Raw genomic sequence first — 18002 nt, 5'->3', positions numbered from 1 at the left:
TTCCAAATTAAAAATCGTTAACTCACCAGCGCGTTTTAAGCAGGTTCGGTTGAATACCGTCAATCAAATGGGTATTGCTGAACTGCTGCTTAATGCCAGCCTCGAATTCTTCGCGGAAATATTTAATCGCGCTCTGCAGCGGTTCGACCGCACCTGGCGCATGCGCACAGAAGGTCTTGCCCGGGCCGAGGAAACGACACAGCTGCTCAAGCGTTTCGATATCCCCCGGCTGGCCTTCGCCATTCTCCAGCGCACGCAGGATCTTCACGCTCCACGGCAAACCGTCGCGGCATGGCGTACACCAGCCGCAGGATTCGCGGGCGAAGAACTCTTCCAGGTTGCGCACCAGCGATACCATGCCAATCTCGTGGTCGACGGCCATCGCCAGCGCCGTACCCAGACGGCTGCCTGCTTTACCAATGCTTTCGAATTCCATCGGCAGGTCGAGGTGCGCTTCGGTCAGGAAGTCGGTCCCCGCGCCGCCCGGCTGCCAGGCTTTGAATTTCAGACCATCACGCATGCCGCCCGCATAATCTTCGAGGATCTCGCGCGCGGTAGTACCAAACGGCAGCTCCCACAGACCCGGGTTCTTCACGCGCCCGGAGAAGCCCATCAGCTTGGTGCCGGTATCTTTACTTTTCGAGATGTTCTGGTACCACTCTACGCCGTTGGCGAGGATGGCCGGTACGTTGCACAGGGTCTCAACGTTGTTCACGCAGGTCGGTTTGCCCCACGCGCCGGAGCTTGCCGGGAACGGCGGCTTGGAGCGCGGGTTCGCGCGACGGCCTTCAAGGGAGTTAATCAGCGCGGTCTCTTCACCACAGATGTAACGCCCTGCCCCGGTGTGCACAAACAGCTCAAAGTCAAAACCGGTACCGAGGATGTTTTTCCCCAGAAGCCCGGCTTCCGTTGCTTCGGCGATAGCGCGACGCAGGTTTTGCGCCGCTTCAATGTATTCCCCGCGCAGGAAGATGTAGCCACGGTACGCCTTCAGGGCGAATGCGGAGATCAGCATACCTTCCACCAACAGGTGCGGCAGCTGTTCCATCAGCAGGCGGTCTTTATAGGTGCCCGGCTCCATTTCATCGGCGTTACACAGCAGGTAACGGATGTTCATGGATTCGTCTTTCGGCATCAGGCTCCACTTCAGACCGGTGGAAAAGCCCGCGCCGCCGCGCCCTTTCAGACCAGCGTCTTTTACCTGATTGACTATCTCATCCGGCGCCATGCCGCCAAGTGCTTTACGCGCACCGGCATAACCGTTTTTCGCCTGATACTCCTCCAGCCATACCGGCTGTTTGTCGTCACGAAGACGCCAGGTCAGCGGATGGGTTTCGGGAGTCAGAATAATGTTCTTCATTTATACTGCTCCAGCAGATCGGGGATCGCTTCCGGCGTCAGATGACTGTGAGTATCGTCATCAATCATCATGGTCGGCCCCTTGTCGCAGTTGCCAAGGCAACAGGTCGGCAACAGAGTGAAACGACCATCAAACGTGGTTTGACCCGGTTTGATGTCGAGTTTCTTCTCGATCGCGGCCTGAATGCCCTGATAGCCGGTGATATGACAAACCACGCTGTCGCAGTAGCGAATAATGTGGCGGCCCACCGGTTGGCGGAAAATCTGGCTGTAGAACGTGGCCACGCCTTCGACGTCGCTTGCCGGGATACCCAGCACATCGGCAATGGCGTAGATAGCGCCGTCCGGCACCCAACCGCGCTGCTTCTGTACAATCTTCAGCGCTTCGATGGACGCCGCACGCGGGTCTTCGTAGTGGTGCTTTTCGTGCTCGATGGCCTCACGCTCTGCCGCACTCAGCTCAAAAGCCTCGGTTTGTGGTTGTTGATTCTCGTGCATAATTAGCGGTCCACATCTGACATAACAAAATCGATACTACCCAGATAGACGATAAGGTCGGACACCAGGCTGCCGCGAATCGCCGCCGGGATCTGCTGCAGGTGCGCATAGCTCGGGGTACGAATACGGGTACGGTAGCTCATGGTGCTGCCGTCGCTGGTCAGGTAGTAACTGTTAATACCCTTGGTCGCTTCCACCATCTGGAAGGACTCCTGCGCCGGCATGACCGGGCCCCAGGAAACCTGCAGGAAGTGGGTGATCAGGGTTTCGATATGTTGCAGCGTGCGCTCTTTCGGCGGCGGCGTCGTCAGCGGGTGATCCGCTTTGAACGGACCTTCCGGCATGTTGTCGAGGCACTGCTGAAGAATGCGCAGGCTCTGGCGCAGCTCTTCCACTTTCAGCATCACGCGGGTGTAGCAGTCGGAGACGCCACCGCCGGTCGGGATTTCGAAGTCGAAGTTTTCATAGCCAGAGTAAGGACGCCATTTACGCACGTCGAAGCCGATACCGGTCGCGCGCAGGCCAGCACCGGTGGTGCCCCACTCCAGCGCTTCTTTCGCGGTGTAAGCGGCAACGCCCTGAGAACGGCCTTTCAGAATGGTGTTGCGCAGCGCGGCTTTCTCGTAGGAATCCAGACGCTTTGGCATCCACTCAAGGAATTCGCGCAACAGACGATCCCAGCCGCGAGGCAGGTCGTGCGCCACGCCGCCGATGCGGAACCAGGCCGGGTGCATACGGAAACCGGTAATCGCTTCCACCAGGTCATAAATTTTCTGACGGTCGGTGAAGGCGAAGAAGACCGGGGTCATCGCGCCGACGTCCTGAATAAACGTTGAGATGTACAGCAGGTGGCTGTTGATGCGGAACAGTTCGGAGAGCATCACGCGAATCACGTTAACGCGATCCGGGGTGGTAATACCCGCCAGCTTCTCAACGGCCAGCACGTACGGCATTTCGTTCACGCAACCGCCGAGGTATTCGATACGGTCGGTGTACGGAATATAGCTGTGCCAGGACTGACGCTCGCCCATCTTCTCAGCGCCACGGTGGTGGTAGCCGATATCCGGTACGCAATCGACAATCTCTTCGCCATCAAGCTGAAGAATGATGCGGAATGCCCCGTGCGCGGACGGGTGGTTCGGGCCGAGGTTGAGGAACATGAAGTCCTCGTTCTCGGAGCTACGCTTCATGCCCCACTGTTCCGGTTTGAAGGTCAGCGCCTCCATTTCCAGATCCTGTTTGGCTTTGGTCAGCTCAAACGGGTCGAATTCGGTAGCGCGCGCCGGGTAGTCTTTACGCAGCGGGTGCCCTTCCCAGGTGTCCGGCATCATGATGCGACGCAGGTTCGGGTGGCCTTCAATGTTGATACCGAACATTTCCCAGGTTTCACGCTCATACCAGTTGGCGTTCGGGAAAAGTTTGGTGACGGTCGGCACATTCAGATCGTTTTCTGACAGCGCTACCTTGAGCATAATATCGCGGTTGCGGTCTATTGAGATCAGATGGTAGAAAACGGAAAAATCCGCGGCGGGTAACCCGTCACGGTGTGTGCGCAGACGCTCGTCCATGCCGTGTAAATCAAACAGCATGACGTAAGGTTTTGGCAATTTCTTGAGGAAATCGACCACTTCCAGTAACTGTTCACGCTTAACCCAAACAACGGGTACCCCGGTACGGGTCGGCTGAACGGTAAAGGCATCCGGCCCAAAGCGGTTGCGCAGTTCGCCAATCACCGGATCGTCAAGATGATCACGGGTTTGCCATACTGGCAGGGCGTCATGCGCGGTTAAATCGGTCATATTGTTCACCATTGCAAAAGGTCCGTGGTGACTGCCGGGCGTGGCTCCGCGCTATTGATTTTGATATACGAAGGCTCAGTCCACTGCCCGCAGGCGCAAATTAAATCTCGTCAGGTGTCCGCAGATTCGTCACCGCAATACGTTCGCCGCGTTTACGCTCGCGTTCCGATTGCATGTTGGCGCGATACACGCCCTGATCGCCAACCACCCAGGAAAGCGGGCGACGCTCTTTGCCGATGGACTCCTGTAGCAGCATCAGCGCCTGCATGTAGGCCTCCGGACGCGGCGGGCAACCAGGAATGTAAACATCGACCGGGATAAACTTATCGACGCCCTGCACAACGGAATAAATGTCGTACATGCCGCCGGAGTTTGCACAAGCGCCCATGGAAATAACCCATTTCGGCTCCAGCATCTGGTCGTACAAACGCTGAATAACCGGCGCCATTTTGGTAAAGCAGGTACCGGCAACCACCATCAGGTCAGCCTGACGCGGGGATGCACGCAATACTTCCGCCCCAAAACGCGCAACGTCATGCACCGCAGTGAATGACGTCACCATTTCAACGTAGCAGCAGGAGAGACCGAAGTTGTAAGGCCAGATTGAGTTCTTACGGCCCCAGTTCACCATGTCGTGCAAAGCGTGTTCAAGTTTGCCCATGTACACGCTTTTGTTCACCTCCTGCTCCAGGGGGTCGGTTACGATCTCCTGTTTTTGCAGGGGGTAACGGTCGTTCTCACCGTTAGGATCTATGCGGGTGAGCGTATAATCCATCTTATTGCCTCGCTTTTACTGCGTATGACGATTAGTAATACTGTCGTTTTCCGGATTCACCAACTTGCGTTGAGAACGCGCAGGCGTCCAATCCAGTGCGCCGATGCGAACGAGATAAACCAGTCCCGCCAGTAACACTAAAATGAAAATTGCGGCTTCCACAAAGCCCACCCAGCCGCTCTCGCGGATAGAGGTGGACCATGCGTAGAGATAAAGGGCTTCCACGTCGAAGATGACGAAGAACATGGCGACCAAATAGAACTTCGCAGAAAGGCGTAAGCGAGCCGACCCTACCGAGTCGATACCGGACTCAAATGGGGTGTTTTTGCTACGCGCGCGTGCGCGACCGCCAAGGAACCAACCGCCGACCAGCATGAAACAGCAGAGGCCAATGGCAACAATGAGAAATATAGCGAATGCCCAGTGATGAGCGATGACTTCAGTGGATGTTGACATACGCAAAGCTTTACCAAAATAAGTAGCGTTAAAACCTCTGCTCTTGCTGACAGATGAACGCCACATGATTCATGGGGAGGAACAAAAAACCACAAAAAATGTGCCTTTATCAGGCTTAAACATCTAAATGATGCGGTTTTTTACTCCTTTCTATAACCTTTTGTCAACTTTAACAAAAGTTTCCTCACATTAATTTACATCGTCCACGCGTCATTAACATTAAATGCCCTTTACTTCGATAATGCCGATCGTAGCATCAGGTTTTTATCGTTGTTGAATCGTGTCCGTCTGAGGCGCAAGCAAGGATTACCCGTCTATTTTGACAGGATTTGTCCACGATTCCTCCCCCTAATGAGGAGTATTTTCTTGATCTGAGACACGCTTTTGTTAATTGCCACATGAAAACAGCAACAATACAGCCGTTTTTTTAACATTAGCAGGAAGTGACGAGGCTGGGCTGGAGAGCGGTAAAACAATAACGAGATGATATACAACAGCATGAAAAATAAAATGTAATTCTCACCAGCGAAATTAACGGATTAGAATTTATACAAAAAAAAGACCACTGGACGAAATTCACGTTCCGGTGGCCTTTTTTTGCACTTACATTTTGTTACCAGATAACCCTGTGAGCGGTCACTCAAAATCCCGTTCGGCGATCGCTGAACCATCTCCCCCTTCGGAGGTATAGGCGCGGTACTGGTACCAGGGATTGTTGTAGTTCTCCATCGACTGGAAAATGGCCTGCACCAGTTCATTGGGATTTTGCGCATTGTAACTGAGCAAATACTCGGTATCCGGCATCACCGGCAAGCCGTCCGCTTTGCCTAAAACACGCAGGTCCGGGCTCATCATTTCAACAGGCCGCGCGGTTACGCCTAGCCCCGCCTTCACCGCCGCACGTACCGCAGACAGCGTAGACGCGACATAGGCCAGTCGCCACGGAATACGCGCTGCATTCAGCGTATCGATAATCATATCGCGAAACGGACTTGGGTCATCGAGCAGCACCAGCGGTACCGCTTCCCCCGGCGGCAGCATGTAATCTGCCGCGCAGTACCACAACGTCGGCGATGTTCGCAGCGGCGTCGCGTCGAATTTTTCCAGGCGATGCGTGGTGAGAACAAGATCCACCTCGTTAGCCTGCAGCATTTCCGCCATAACCGCATGACGTTTCACCCGCACATCAAGCGCGAGCTTAGGGTAAACCGAGCTAATGCGGTTAAGCAAAAACGGTAGAATAGTGTCAGCCGACTCATCAGAAGAACCAATAGTCAGCATCCCTTGTAGGGAACTAAACATTAACGATGTGCATGCTTCATCATTAAAGCGCAGGATCTTTCGGGCGTAGCCCAGCAGCTGTATGCCATGCTCAGTGAGCAGTTTGTTACGGCCATGCCAGGCAAACAACTCCTTTCCCACTAATTGCTCCAGACGCTGCATTTGCTGACTTACCGCTGATTGGGTGCGACAAACAGCGGCGGCAGCCGCAGCAAAAGTATTAAGATCGGCGACCGCGACAAACGTTCTCAGCAGATCGAGGTCGAGATTCAGTATCGGACGATTTGCATTTATCATAATTTTTTCACTTACAGGCTGCTGTTGCCGCCTTGTGCCTGGTTGATGCTGTGCTCTAAATAATCAGGCAATTCCCTTTGAATCATATCCTCCAGCCCGGTAAGCCGGACGCTCGCCTGAAAGAGCGTTATTGCATTAAATTTGCCTGCAGTTCGTAGCGAACCGATCCCTTATCTATATTTATGCTTCCGTCTGCCTGCAATTTATTATTTTCAACTATTTTATGTGAGGTTATTCAAAAAAAACAATCACAAACTACGCATTGCCTTGAGAAGGCTCAACAATAAAGGTGAATTTTGCAAGTCATTCCCGAAAACAAAAATACAAGCAATAACACAAAGTTACATAGTATCTGAACAACAGAGACTTCAGTATCTGATGAGTATCGTCATCCAGCAACACCAGTATCCTAACCTAAAACCATTATATTTATAAGTGTTATATGAGTATAATCTTACACTCTTATCCCCTGTGAAATCAGAGTTCTTTAAATAATTAACAATTTAAAAAGACAATTTTTCAATTAATGAAAAAATATTAATTGTTTAAATATTCTTTCGTTAACAATCCTTAACAATACATTCACAGCCAAATAGTATTATTCCTAATACATCAACATGTATAACCGGATAATGTCCTGCCGTTTCTTTCGCTCGCTGTGCCTGGCACTCCCTGTCACCACCGCCATCACACCGTTTTCATCAGTATAAAAATCGGCACAACAGGACATCCAATAACATTTATAACCACCGTTGATGCCAATGCCAGGTTATTCACAAAATAAATATACCAATTATTAGTCTAACAGATCATGTCACTGACAGGCATTCTACAAAATCTTCTACTGTAAAGACTTCAAAATACCCGGGATGGGGAGTACATTGTTCCGTGCTGACTTCCACGGCAGGGAGTGGCAACAACAGTTAAAAGGTCGAGATTCATGTCCCCCATCGAAAAATCCAGCAAATTAGATAATGTCTGTTATGACATCCGTGGCCCGGTACTTAAAGAAGCTAAACGTCTTGAAGAAGAAGGCAATAAAGTACTAAAGCTGAACATTGGCAACCCGGCGCCCTTCGGTTTTGACGCCCCGGATGAAATCCTCGTTGACGTGATTCGCAACCTGCCGACCGCTCAGGGCTATTGCGACTCAAAAGGTCTCTATACCGCCCGCAAAGCCATCATGCAGCATTACCAGGCTCGTGATATGCGTGATGTGACGGTCGAAGATATCTATATTGGCAACGGCGTATCGGAGCTTATCGTACAGGCGATGCAGGCGCTGCTGAACAGCGGCGACGAGATGCTGGTGCCCGCACCGGACTACCCGCTGTGGACCGCGGCGGTATCGCTTTCCAGCGGTAAAGCCGTACATTATCTTTGCGATGAATCTTCCGACTGGTTCCCGGATCTCGACGACATTCGCGCCAAAATCACCCCGCGTACCCGCGGCATTGTGATCATTAACCCGAACAACCCCACTGGCGCGGTCTACTCCAAAGAGCTGCTGCTGGAGATCGTGGAAATTGCCCGTCAGCACAACCTGATAATCTTCGCCGACGAAATCTACGACAAGATCCTTTACGACGAAGCGCAGCACCATTCTATCGCCGCGCTGGCGCCTGACCTGCTGACCGTCACTTTCAACGGCCTGTCGAAAACCTACCGCGTTGCCGGGTTCCGCCAGGGCTGGATGGTGCTAAACGGGCCGAAAAAGCACGCCAAAGGGTATATCGAAGGGCTGGAAATGCTTGCCTCTATGCGCCTGTGTGCGAACGTTCCTGCGCAGCACGCTATCCAGACCGCGCTCGGCGGCTACCAGAGCATCAGCGAGTTTATCGTCCCCGGCGGACGCCTGTACGAACAGCGTAACCGCGCATGGGAATTGATTAACGAGATCCCTGGCGTGAGCTGCGTGAAGCCCAACGGGGCGCTCTACATGTTCCCGAAAATCGACGCGAAGCGCTTTAACATCCATGACGACCAGAAGATGGTGCTCGATTTCCTGCTGCAGGAAAAAGTACTACTGGTGCAAGGCACAGCGTTTAACTGGCCGTGGCCGGATCACGTGCGTATCGTCACCCTTCCGCGGATTGATGACCTCGAAATGTCTATTAGCCGCTTTGGCCGCTTCCTGAGCGGTTACCATCAGTAATACCTCATCGGGCTGCCTCAGGCAGCCCGATTTGCATCCTGACTCGCAAGCCCGCACAATAAACGTCCGTGCTGTAATAGACGAAAGGTATCCTATGAGTCAGAGCCATTTCTTTGCCCACCTCGCCCGTTTAAAGCTGATTAACCGCTGGCCCCTGATGCGCAACGTGCGTACCGAAAACGTCTCTGAGCACAGTCTACAGGTGGCCATGGTCGCCCATGCGCTCGCGGCGATTAAGAATCGTAAATTTCACGGACAGGTAAACCCGGAGCGTATCGCCCTGCTGGCGATGTACCACGATGCCTCAGAAGTGTTGACCGGCGATCTCCCGACACCGGTGAAGTATTTCAATTCTCAGATTGCGCAGGAGTACAAAGCCATCGAGAAAATCGCCCAGCAGAAACTCGTCGAGATGGTGCCGGAAGATTTACGCGATATCTTCGCCCCACTGATTGATGAGCATCACTACAGTGAAGAAGAGCATTCTCTGGTCAAACAAGCGGATGCGCTGTGCGCCTATCTTAAATGTCTGGAAGAGCTGTCTGCCGGGAATAATGAATTTCTGTTAGCCAAAACGCGGCTGGAAAAAACCCTTGAGTCTCGCCGCAGCGAAGAGATGGACTATTTCATGCAGGTGTTTGTGCCGAGTTTTCAGCTGTCTCTGGACGAGATAAGCCAGGATTCGCCGCTGTAGCCGTTTCGCCCGGCAGCGACAAACCTCTGCCGGGCGAAGCGGTTAAAACGGAAATAACAGCGGAATTAACACGACGCACACCAGCATGACCAGCAGGGTAAAAGGCACGCCGATTTTAATGAAATCGCTGAACCTGTATTTACCCGGTCCCAGCACCAGCGTGTTCACGGGTGATGACACCGGGGTCATAAAGGCGGCTGAAGCCGCCATCGCCACCATCATGGCGAAAGGATAAGGCGAAACGCCCATCGACTTCGCCGCCGCCAGCGCAATCGGCGCCATTAGCACCGCCGTGGCGGTATTCGAGATAAAAAGCCCGATCGCGGCACACATCACAAACAGGCAGATCAGCATCAGGTACGGTCCCTGCCCGCCGCCTACATCCATCAACCCTTTCACCACCAGATCGACGCCGCCGGTTTTTTGCAGCGCCAGCGCAAAAGGCATCATGCCGACAATCAGGATAATGCTCGGCCAGTGAATGGCTTTATAGGCGCTCTCCGCATTGATGCAGCGAAATTTGCCCATCAGCAGACAGGCGATCAGCGCGGCAATAGGGTTAGGGATTTCATCGGTCAGCATCAGGGCGACCATCAGCACCAGACAAAAAATCGCGTGCGGCGCCTGGCTGTGCGCGGGCGACGCCTCGTTGACCTCCACCGGCATATTGAGCACCACGAAGTCCCGTCCCTGCCGGGCAAGCTGGCCGATGAGTTTCCAGTTTCCCACGACCAGCAGGATATCCCCAAGCTCAATGGAATCGTCCACCACCGCGCCATCCAGCGCCTTGCCATTGCGTTTAAGCCCGACGACGTTCAGACCGAAACGGGTACGAAACCCCATTTCGCGCACGGTTTTTCCCACCAGCTCGGAATCCGGGATAAGCGAGACTTCCGCCATACCGACATCCAGCGCCTGATCGGCAAAATACTCGCCGCGCAACACCATCGGCTCGAGCATTTGCTCGCTACAAAACTCCCGAAGATCAACCTCGGCAGCGGACATGTCAATCAACAGGACATCGCGAGCGCGGAACTCAGAGACCCCGTTCACGTTAACAATAACCCGGCGAAAACGCCGCCAGCGCTCAACCCCAATGACGTTAGCGCCGTAGCGCTCGCGCAGCTTCAGGTCGTCAAGACGCTGACCAATCATCGGAGATCCCGGGCGAATAGCCAGACGGCGCGCCCGGCCTGTCAGGCGGTACTCTTTGATCAAATCGCGAAAGGAGCGCAGCTTATCGTGCTTGTGCCCGGGCTCATCGCCACGCAGCATAAAACGCATTGCCAGCATATAGACAATGCCCAGCAGTAAGACCACCAGGCCTATCGGGGTGACGCTAAAGAAGCTAAAACCGCGGAAACCCTCGCGGATAAGCTCACTGTTAATCACCAGGTTTGGCGGCGTCGCCACAAGCGTCATCATCCCGCTAATAAGCCCGGCAAAACTCAGCGGCATCATCAGACGCGACGGCGAGGTGTTCATGCGCAGGCAGACGCTCAGCACCACCGGGATGAAAATCGCCACCACCCCGGTCGAACTCATGAACGCCCCAAGCCCGGCCACCGTCAGCATCAGGTAGACCAGCATTTTGGTTTCGCTGTTGCCCGCCACCGTCACCAGCCAAGCGCCCATACTGGTCGCGACGCCGGTACGCACCAGGCCGTCGCCGATAATAAACAATGCGGCAATCAGGATAACGTTGGGATCGCTGAAACCGGAAAAGGCTTCGCTCAGGGTCAGCGTGCCGCTCAGGACAAATGCGACAATCACCAGCAGCGCCACCGCATCCATGCGCACTTTGCCGGTCGCAAAGAGGATAACCGCGACTGCCAGCAGACACAGCACCCAAATCAGTTCACCGTTCACAACATATCCTTGTCTGAAAAGAGAAGGGGAAGTGTCGCACAAAAAAGCCCCGACTACGCGGGGCTACATCATGACTCAGGCGTTCAATGACACATTCACCCAGCCATCGCACTGTTTGTTAATCGCCAGCGGCTCCAGCGATGACAGCACAATGTCGACGTCATTGAGACAAGGCGCATCGGCAGGGACGTTGACCGCGATAACGCGACATCCCGCCGCCAGCCCGGACAGCACGCCCGCGACGGCATCCTCCACCACCGCGCAGTCCTGTGGCGCAAGGCCCAGCTGTTCCGCCCCGAGAAGGTAGGCATCCGGCTCGGGCTTTCCGCGTTTAACCCGCTCCGCCGTCACGAATACCTTCGCGTCAGGCAAACCCGCCGCACGGTGGCGGGCATGGGCGACCGGCACCGATCCCGATGTGACAATCGCCCACGGAATACCGGCCTCATCGAGGTGGTTAAGTAACGCGACCGCGCCGGGCAGCGCGGTAATACCGTCAACATCGCTGGACTCAATACCTTCGAGAAGACGAAATTCGGCCTGGAGCTCCTCTTGCGAACACCCAGGGAGGAAGTGACGCAGTGAGGTTATCGCCTGCTTGCCGTGAATAAAATCCAGCACACGCTGATGATCAAGCCCATGGCGATCCGCCCAACGGCACCATGAACGCTCAACAACCGGGAGCGAATCGACCAACGTGCCATCAAGATCGAACAAAAAACCTTTGCACTGCACAGCGCGCCCTCCGTCAGGCATTGATAATCTGGTTAATTTCGTTATCGCTCAGATGATACTGACGCGGGCAGGCATGCCAGGCGCTCAGCATCCGCTGGTATTTCTCCCACATTGGGGTTTGCGCGTTGAAGCCGTGGGTACCGGCGTCGAAGTGGGCGTAACGCCCCTCTACGTTCACCATAAAGCGCACATAGCCGAGGTAGCGGGCTTCCGTTGCGACATCAAAGCCCAGGAACGTCACGCGACGCTCATCGATGCTGCTGCTGTTTTTCAGGTTGCCCCAGGAGACATGCAGAGCGTGATACATCTCCATGATGTCAATGATGGTGCGGCAGGTCTCTTCAGTCAGTTGACCAAACTCTCTGTCCAGCTCGCGCATCTGCAGGCCGTAGCCGCGCTCGACAATCGTCTGCAGGCGGCGATAACGCTCGGCGTTGTCCGGGTCCATCATGGTCATCATTTTGTACTGATTTGACAAAATCAGACGTTGAGCGTTAGTCATTTCCATTCTTCTACTCCTGTTGCGCTTTGCGGCATAAAAAAAGACACACACTGTGTGCCTTCTTTTATATGCGTTTTATGGGGTTAATTACAAATCATCAAGGAAAGTTTTATCGAGTTGTTTGAAGGCGCGCTTAAGCGTGTCAGCTAATGCCTGATAATCGGGCTTGCCTTCGACAGGCGCCAGCGCCTGGCCCGCTTCCTGCAGTTTGCCGCGCACCTCATAAAACCAATGTAAAACAGACGGCGGCAGCGGCGTTACCGAGCGTTTACCTAACCACCAGAGTCCCTGCATCGGCAGGCTCAGGGCGAAGAGCGCGGTAGCCACCGCCGGGCCGAGCTGTCCGCCGAGGGCGATTTGCCAGCACAGGGTAAATATCGCGACGGGCGGCATAAAGCGGATGGCGTGGCGAGTGGCGCGGATCACGCGGTTTTCCACAAACACAGGCGCAAGGCGTTTTTCCAGGGGCCACGTCTTTGCATAATGTTGCCCACGGCGAAACAAACTGAAAAAGTTTACCGGGCGATTCTCGGATGTCGACATGGCGTTACCTCAACTTCACATATAAAAAATCAAATAATTTTACAAAACAACAACTGGGCATGACATCGTTCAAAAGATTTTGGCAAAGGATGTGGCAATCAGGTATCCTGTGCCGGCCTGACCAGGGCATAGACCCTGATTCACGATTCGTCAAATTATCGCACATTCTGCCATCGGCTGAAAATTGCGCAAAATGGCATAGAATCAATAGATATTTCTTTCGTTATGCCTGAAAAAAGTATCAGGCATGATGTTAATCATAAATGTCAGCGTCATCATGCGCTACGCTCTGTGACTCACTGACGTTTTTTTAGCCACGTATCATAAATAGGTACTTCCATGTCGAGTAAGTTAGTACTGGTTCTGAACTGCGGTAGCTCCTCACTGAAATTCGCCATCATCGATGCGCTCAACGGTGATGAGTACCTTTCTGGTTTAGCCGAATGTTTCCATCTTCCTGAAGCACGTATTAAGTGGAAAATGGATGGCGGCAAACAAGAAGCGGCTTTAGGTGCAGGCGCCGCTCACAGTGAAGCGCTGAACTTTATCGTTAACACTATTCTGGCACAAAAACCAGAACTGTCTGCCCAGCTGACCGCAATTGGTCACCGAATCGTACACGGCGGCGAGAAGTACACCAGCTCTGTCATTATCGATGATTCCGTTATTCAGGGAATTAAAGATGCAGCCTCTTTCGCACCGCTGCATAACCCGGCTCACCTGATCGGTATCGCTGAAGCGCTGAAATCCTTCCCGAATCTGAAAAACAAAAACGTGGCGGTATTCGACACGGCGTTCCATCAGACCATGCCGGAAGAATCTTACCTGTATGCCCTGCCGTACAGCCTGTACAAAGAACACGGCATCCGTCGCTACGGCGCTCACGGCACCAGCCACTTCTACGTAACGCAGGAAGCCGCTAAAGTCCTGAACAAGCCGGTTGAAGAACTGAACATCATCACCTGCCACCTGGGCAACGGGGGTTCTGTTTCCGCTATCCGTAACGGCAAGTGTGTTGACACCTCTATGGGTCTGACCCCGCTGGAAGGCCTGGTCATGGGCACCCGTTCCGGTGACATCGACCCGGCTATCGTTTTCCACCTGCACGACACGCTGGGCATGAGCGTTGACGCGATTAACAAGCTGCTGACCAAAGAATCTGGTCTGCTGGGTCTGACCGAAGTCACCAGTGACTGCCGCTATGTTGAAGACAACTACACCAGCAAAGAAGATGCTAAACGTGCAATGGACGTTTACTGCCATCGTCTGGCGAAGTACATCGGCTCCTACACCGCGCTGATGGACGGTCGTCTGGATGCCGTCATCTTCACCGGCGGCATCGGTGAAAACGCGGCGATGGTTCGCGAACTGTCCCTGGGTAAACTGGGCGTTCTGGGCTTCGAAGTTGATCACGAACGTAACCTGGCTGCCCGTTTCGGCAAGTCCGGCTTCATCAACAAAGAAGGTACCCGTCCTGCGGTGGTTATCCCAACCAACGAAGAACTGGTCATCGCGCAAGACGCAGCTCGTCTGACTGCCTGATTCCACACCGCCAGCCAACGCTGGCGGTGCTGTTTTGTATCCCGCCCTGTGCGGCGGTAACCAAAAGAGGATAAACCGTGTCCCGTACTATTATGCTGATCCCTACCGGAACCAGCGTCGGTCTGACCAGCGTCAGCCTTGGCGTCATCCGTGCTATGGAACGCAAAGGCGTTCGTCTGAGCGTCTTCAAACCTATCGCCCAGCCGCGTGCTGGCGGCGATGCACCAGACCAGACCACCACTATCGTGCGCAAAAACTCCAATCTTCAGACGGCTGAGCCGCTGAAGATGAGCCACGTAGAGTCTCTGCTCTCCAGCAATCAGAAAGACGTGCTGATGGAAGAGATCATCGCCAACTACCACTCCAGCACGACCGATGCTGAAGTCGTACTGGTAGAAGGTCTGGTGCCGACCCGTAAACACCAGTTTGCGCAGTCGCTGAACTTCGAAATCGCGAAAACGCTGAACGCGGAAATCGTGTTCGTGATGTCTCAGGGCACCGACACGCCGGAGCAGTTGAACGAGCGTATCGAACTGACCCGCAGCAGCTTCGGCGGCGCGAAAAACACCAACATCACCGGCGTTATCGTGAACAAGCTGAACGCCCCGGTTGATGAGCAGGGCCGTACCCGCCCTGACCTGTCCGAAATCTTCGATGACTCTTCCAAAGCAAAAGTCATCAAAGTCGATCCGGCTAAGCTGCAGGAATCCAGTCCGCTGCCGGTTCTGGGCGCGGTGCCGTGGAGCTTCGATCTGATTGCGACCCGTGCAATCGACATGGCTCGCCACCTGAATGCCACCGTGATCAACGAAGGCGACATCAACACCCGCCGCGTGAAATCTGTAACCTTCTGCGCACGCAGCATTCCGCACATGCTGGAGCACTTCCGCGCAGGCTCCCTGCTGGTGACTTCCGCTGACCGTCCTGACGTGCTGGTTGCCGCCTGTCTGGCCGCGATGAACGGCGTGGATATCGGCGCCATCCTGCTGACCGGCGGCTACGAAATGGATGAGCGCATCAACAAGCTGTGCGAACGTGCCTTCGCCACCGGCCTGCCGTTATTCATGGTTAACACCAACACCTGGCAGACCTCGCTGAGCCTGCAGAGCTTCAACCTGGAAGTCCCGGTTGACGACCACGAGCGTATCGAGAAAGTCCAGGAATACGTTGCTGGCTACATCAACGCAGACTGGATCGAATCCCTGACGGCGACCTCCGAGCGCAGCCGTCGTCTGTCTCCGCCAGCCTTCCGTTACCAGTTGACCGAGCTGGCGCGTAAAGCGGGCAAACGCGTCGTTCTGCCGGAAGGCGACGAGCCGCGTACCGTTAAAGCCGCTGCTATCTGTGCAGAGCGCGGCATCGCGACCTGCGTGCTGCTGGGCAACCCGGACGAAATCAATCGCGTCGCGGCGTCTCAGGGCGTTGAACTGGGTGCGGGTATCGAAATCGTTGACCCTGAAGTGGTACGCGAAAGCTACGTCGCCCGTCTGGTTGAGCTGCGTAAGAGCAAGGGTATGACCGAAGCCGTCGCCCGCGAACAGCTGGAAGACAACGTGGTTCTCGGTACCCTGATGCTGGAACAGGACGAAGTTGACGGTCTGGTTTCTGGCGCGGTGCATACCACAGCAAACACCATTCGTCCGCCGCTGCAGCTGATCAAAACGGCGCCGGGCAGCTCCTTGGTGTCTTCCGTGTTCTTCATGCTGCTGCCGGAACAGGTTTACGTTTACGGCGACTGCGCGATCAACCCGGACCCGACCGCAGAACAGCTGGCGGAAATCGCGATTCAGTCTGCCGACTCCGCGATTGCCTTCGGTATCGAGCCGCGCGTTGCGATGCTCTCCTACTCCACCGGCACCTCTGGCGCGGGTAGCGATGTAGAGAAAGTGCGTGAAGCGACTCGTCTGGCGCAGGAAAAACGTCCTGACCTGATGATCGACGGCCCGCTGCAGTATGATGCCGCAGTCATGGCTGACGTTGCGAAATCCAAAGCGCCGAACTCTCCGGTTGCCGGTCGCGCTACCGTGTTCATCTTCCCGGATCTGAACACCGGTAACACCACCTACAAAGCGGTACAGCGTTCTGCCGACCTGATCTCCATCGGGCCGATGCTGCAGGGGATGCGCAAGCCGGTGAACGACCTGTCCCGTGGCGCGCTGGTTGACGATATCGTCTACACCATCGCACTGACCGCGATCCAGTCTTCACAGCAGCAGTAATCCTTTCCCCGCCCGTTCGCGGGCGGTTTTAAGGCGAAAAAAATCCGGAAGCGGGAAACCGTTCCGGATTTTTTTATGCCCGCCGTTCAGCACGAAATTATTCGGCTTCTTCCTCAGCGTGCGTTTCATTGTTCGCATTGCGGGTCATCCACAGCGCCAGCGCTTTCAGGGAATCTGCGGTGAATTCATCGCAGCGCGCGGTAATTTCTTCCGGCGTTAACCAGCACACTTCACTGATCTCTTCTTCCTGCAACGCAAACGGGCCGTGAGAGACGCAGCTAAAAAGACCGCCCCACACGCGGCAGTGTTTATCTTCAAAATAAAACTGTCCATGATCGGCAAACGGCACACCGGCAATGCCCAATTCCTCTTCCGCTTCACGGCGAGCGGACTCAAGCATCTGCTCATCGGCCTGCACCACGCCGCCCGCAGTCGCGTCCAGCATGCCTGGCATAAAGTCTTTGGTTTCAGTGCGGCGTTGCACCAGAATTTTTCCCATGCCGTCGTGAACCACAATGTAGGTTGCACGATGGCGCAAGCACTGCGCGCGCATTTGTTCGCGGCTGGCCTGCGCAATCACCTCATTGTCTTCGTTGACGATATCCACCCATTCCGTGCTTGCCAAATGATTCTGCTCCACCATCAGAAAACCTTCTCTCTCATGCGCTCTTGCGGCGCGTTGTGCAGTTGACGGGTAAATTACGGGTTAATTGCCACCTCTGCAATAACCCGTTGATCATTGAGTGCTAAAACCTGCAATTTATCTCCGTCCAACATGCCGAAACTGGCGGGATATCCCCCTTTCGGGAGGCTGACGGAGCCGGGATTAAAATGGAAGATATCGCCCCGTTTTTCGGCAACCGGAATATGAGTATGACCATAAACCAGCACATCGCCAGTTGCCAGCGGCGGTAGGTTATCCGGGCTGAACAGATGCCCATGCGTCAGGAACAGCCGCTGATTTGGCGTCAAGACCTGCTGCCACGGCGCAGTAATAGGGAATTTCAGCAGCATCTGGTCCACTTCGCTATCGCAGTTGCCGCGCACGGCGATAATGCGTGCGGCCTGCGTATTAAGCCGTTCTGCGACCTCTGCGGGCGCATACCCGGGTGGCAAGGCATTACGCGGTCCGTGGTTTAACACATCGCCCAGCACCACCAGATAACGCGCGCCGCTTTCCGCAAACAGTGACAGTACGCATTCTGTGGCTGGCAGCGCGCCGTGAATATCCGATGTAAACATCAGTTTCATCAATCATTTCTCCACAAATAACCGCAC

At 54.5% G+C, this 18002-nt stretch carries 16 protein-coding genes; 4 read left to right on the top strand and 12 right to left on the bottom strand.

Annotated features, from left to right (window positions below):
* Nucleotides 1-22 precede the first annotated feature (22 nt).
* The 6 genes from nuoF to lrhA all read right to left on the bottom strand — a co-directional run bounded on the left by nuoF (nucleotide 23) and on the right by lrhA (nucleotide 6465).
* The gene (gene nuoF, locus JO226_RS09935) at nucleotides 23-1360 is read right to left on the bottom strand and encodes an NADH-quinone oxidoreductase subunit NuoF (RefSeq protein ID WP_293554030.1); all 1338 of its coding nucleotides are present in this window, start codon (nucleotides 1358-1360) and stop codon (nucleotides 23-25) included.
* On the bottom strand, nucleotides 1357-1857 hold the full coding sequence (gene nuoE / locus JO226_RS09930; RefSeq protein WP_293554028.1) for an NADH-quinone oxidoreductase subunit NuoE: 501 nt from the start codon (nucleotides 1855-1857) through the stop codon (nucleotides 1357-1359). The genes nuoF and nuoE overlap by 4 nt, the downstream gene beginning before the upstream one ends.
* 2 nt (nucleotides 1858-1859) lie before the next feature.
* Nucleotides 1860-3668, bottom strand: a complete 1809-nt coding sequence (gene nuoC, locus JO226_RS09925; RefSeq protein ID WP_293554026.1) for an NADH-quinone oxidoreductase subunit C/D — start codon at nucleotides 3666-3668, stop codon at nucleotides 1860-1862.
* Nucleotides 3669-3756: 88 nt separating this feature from the next.
* Nucleotides 3757-4431 carry an NADH-quinone oxidoreductase subunit NuoB gene (gene nuoB, locus JO226_RS09920; RefSeq protein WP_002913178.1) on the bottom strand — a complete coding sequence of 225 codons (675 nt, stop codon included), beginning with the start codon at nucleotides 4429-4431 and terminating at the stop codon, nucleotides 3757-3759.
* Between the two features lie 15 nt (nucleotides 4432-4446).
* A complete protein-coding gene (gene nuoA / locus JO226_RS09915) occupies nucleotides 4447-4893 on the bottom strand; it encodes an NADH-quinone oxidoreductase subunit NuoA (protein WP_293561388.1) in 447 nt (148 codons plus the stop codon).
* 630 nt (nucleotides 4894-5523) lie between these two features.
* A complete protein-coding gene (gene lrhA / locus JO226_RS09910) occupies nucleotides 5524-6465 on the bottom strand; it encodes a transcriptional regulator LrhA (RefSeq protein ID WP_293548295.1) in 942 nt (313 codons plus the stop codon).
* 940 nt (nucleotides 6466-7405) lie between these two features.
* On the opposite strand from lrhA, the gene alaA reads away from it, so the two are divergent.
* Both alaA and yfbR read left to right on the top strand, forming a co-directional pair.
* The gene (alaA, locus tag JO226_RS09905; protein WP_293548293.1) at nucleotides 7406-8620 is read left to right on the top strand and encodes an alanine transaminase AlaA; all 1215 of its coding nucleotides are present in this window, start codon (nucleotides 7406-7408) and stop codon (nucleotides 8618-8620) included.
* A 94-nt stretch (nucleotides 8621-8714) separates the two neighbouring features.
* Nucleotides 8715-9314: a 5'-deoxynucleotidase gene (gene yfbR, locus JO226_RS09900; protein WP_293548291.1), complete on the top strand. Its 600-nt coding sequence runs from the start codon at nucleotides 8715-8717 to the stop codon at nucleotides 9312-9314.
* A 42-nt stretch (nucleotides 9315-9356) separates the two neighbouring features.
* Here yfbR and JO226_RS09895 read toward each other — a convergent pair whose 3' ends face one another.
* From JO226_RS09895 to yfbV, 4 genes are all read right to left on the bottom strand, one after another.
* Nucleotides 9357-11183: an SLC13 family permease gene (locus tag JO226_RS09895; protein ID WP_293548289.1), complete on the bottom strand. Its 1827-nt coding sequence runs from the start codon at nucleotides 11181-11183 to the stop codon at nucleotides 9357-9359.
* 75 nt (nucleotides 11184-11258) lie between these two features.
* Complete coding sequence (locus JO226_RS09890; protein WP_293548287.1) at nucleotides 11259-11918, bottom strand: sugar phosphatase; 660 nt, start codon at nucleotides 11916-11918, stop codon at nucleotides 11259-11261.
* A 13-nt stretch (nucleotides 11919-11931) separates the two neighbouring features.
* Nucleotides 11932-12426 (bottom strand): YfbU family protein, encoded by a 495-nt coding sequence (locus JO226_RS09885; RefSeq protein WP_293548285.1) that lies wholly within the window; start codon nucleotides 12424-12426, stop codon nucleotides 11932-11934.
* A gap of 81 nt (nucleotides 12427-12507) precedes the next feature.
* On the bottom strand, nucleotides 12508-12963 hold the full coding sequence (gene yfbV, locus JO226_RS09880; RefSeq protein WP_293548283.1) for a terminus macrodomain insulation protein YfbV: 456 nt from the start codon (nucleotides 12961-12963) through the stop codon (nucleotides 12508-12510).
* Between the two features lie 339 nt (nucleotides 12964-13302).
* Here yfbV and ackA point away from each other — a divergent pair, with 339 nt between their 5' ends.
* A complete protein-coding gene (ackA, locus tag JO226_RS09875) occupies nucleotides 13303-14505 on the top strand; it encodes an acetate kinase (RefSeq protein ID WP_293548281.1) in 1203 nt (400 codons plus the stop codon).
* Nucleotides 14506-14582: 77 nt separating this feature from the next.
* A complete protein-coding gene (gene pta, locus JO226_RS09870) occupies nucleotides 14583-16724 on the top strand; it encodes a phosphate acetyltransferase (protein WP_293548280.1) in 2142 nt (713 codons plus the stop codon).
* A gap of 97 nt (nucleotides 16725-16821) precedes the next feature.
* Here the strand turns inward: pta and yfcD are convergent, their stop codons facing one another.
* Together yfcD and yfcE are read right to left on the bottom strand one after the other, a co-directional pair.
* A complete protein-coding gene (gene yfcD / locus JO226_RS09865) occupies nucleotides 16822-17367 on the bottom strand; it encodes an NUDIX hydrolase YfcD (protein WP_293548279.1) in 546 nt (181 codons plus the stop codon).
* Nucleotides 17368-17423: 56 nt separating this feature from the next.
* On the bottom strand, nucleotides 17424-17975 hold the full coding sequence (gene yfcE / locus JO226_RS09860; protein ID WP_293548277.1) for a phosphodiesterase: 552 nt from the start codon (nucleotides 17973-17975) through the stop codon (nucleotides 17424-17426).
* Nucleotides 17976-18002 lie beyond the last annotated feature (27 nt).

This window comes from Pluralibacter sp. (genome assembly GCF_019237635.1).
GTDB lineage: Bacteria > Pseudomonadota > Gammaproteobacteria > Enterobacterales > Enterobacteriaceae > Enterobacter_B.
The sequence above is the reverse complement of the archived record's forward strand: the minus strand, read 5'-3'. Positions and strand labels throughout refer to the sequence as shown.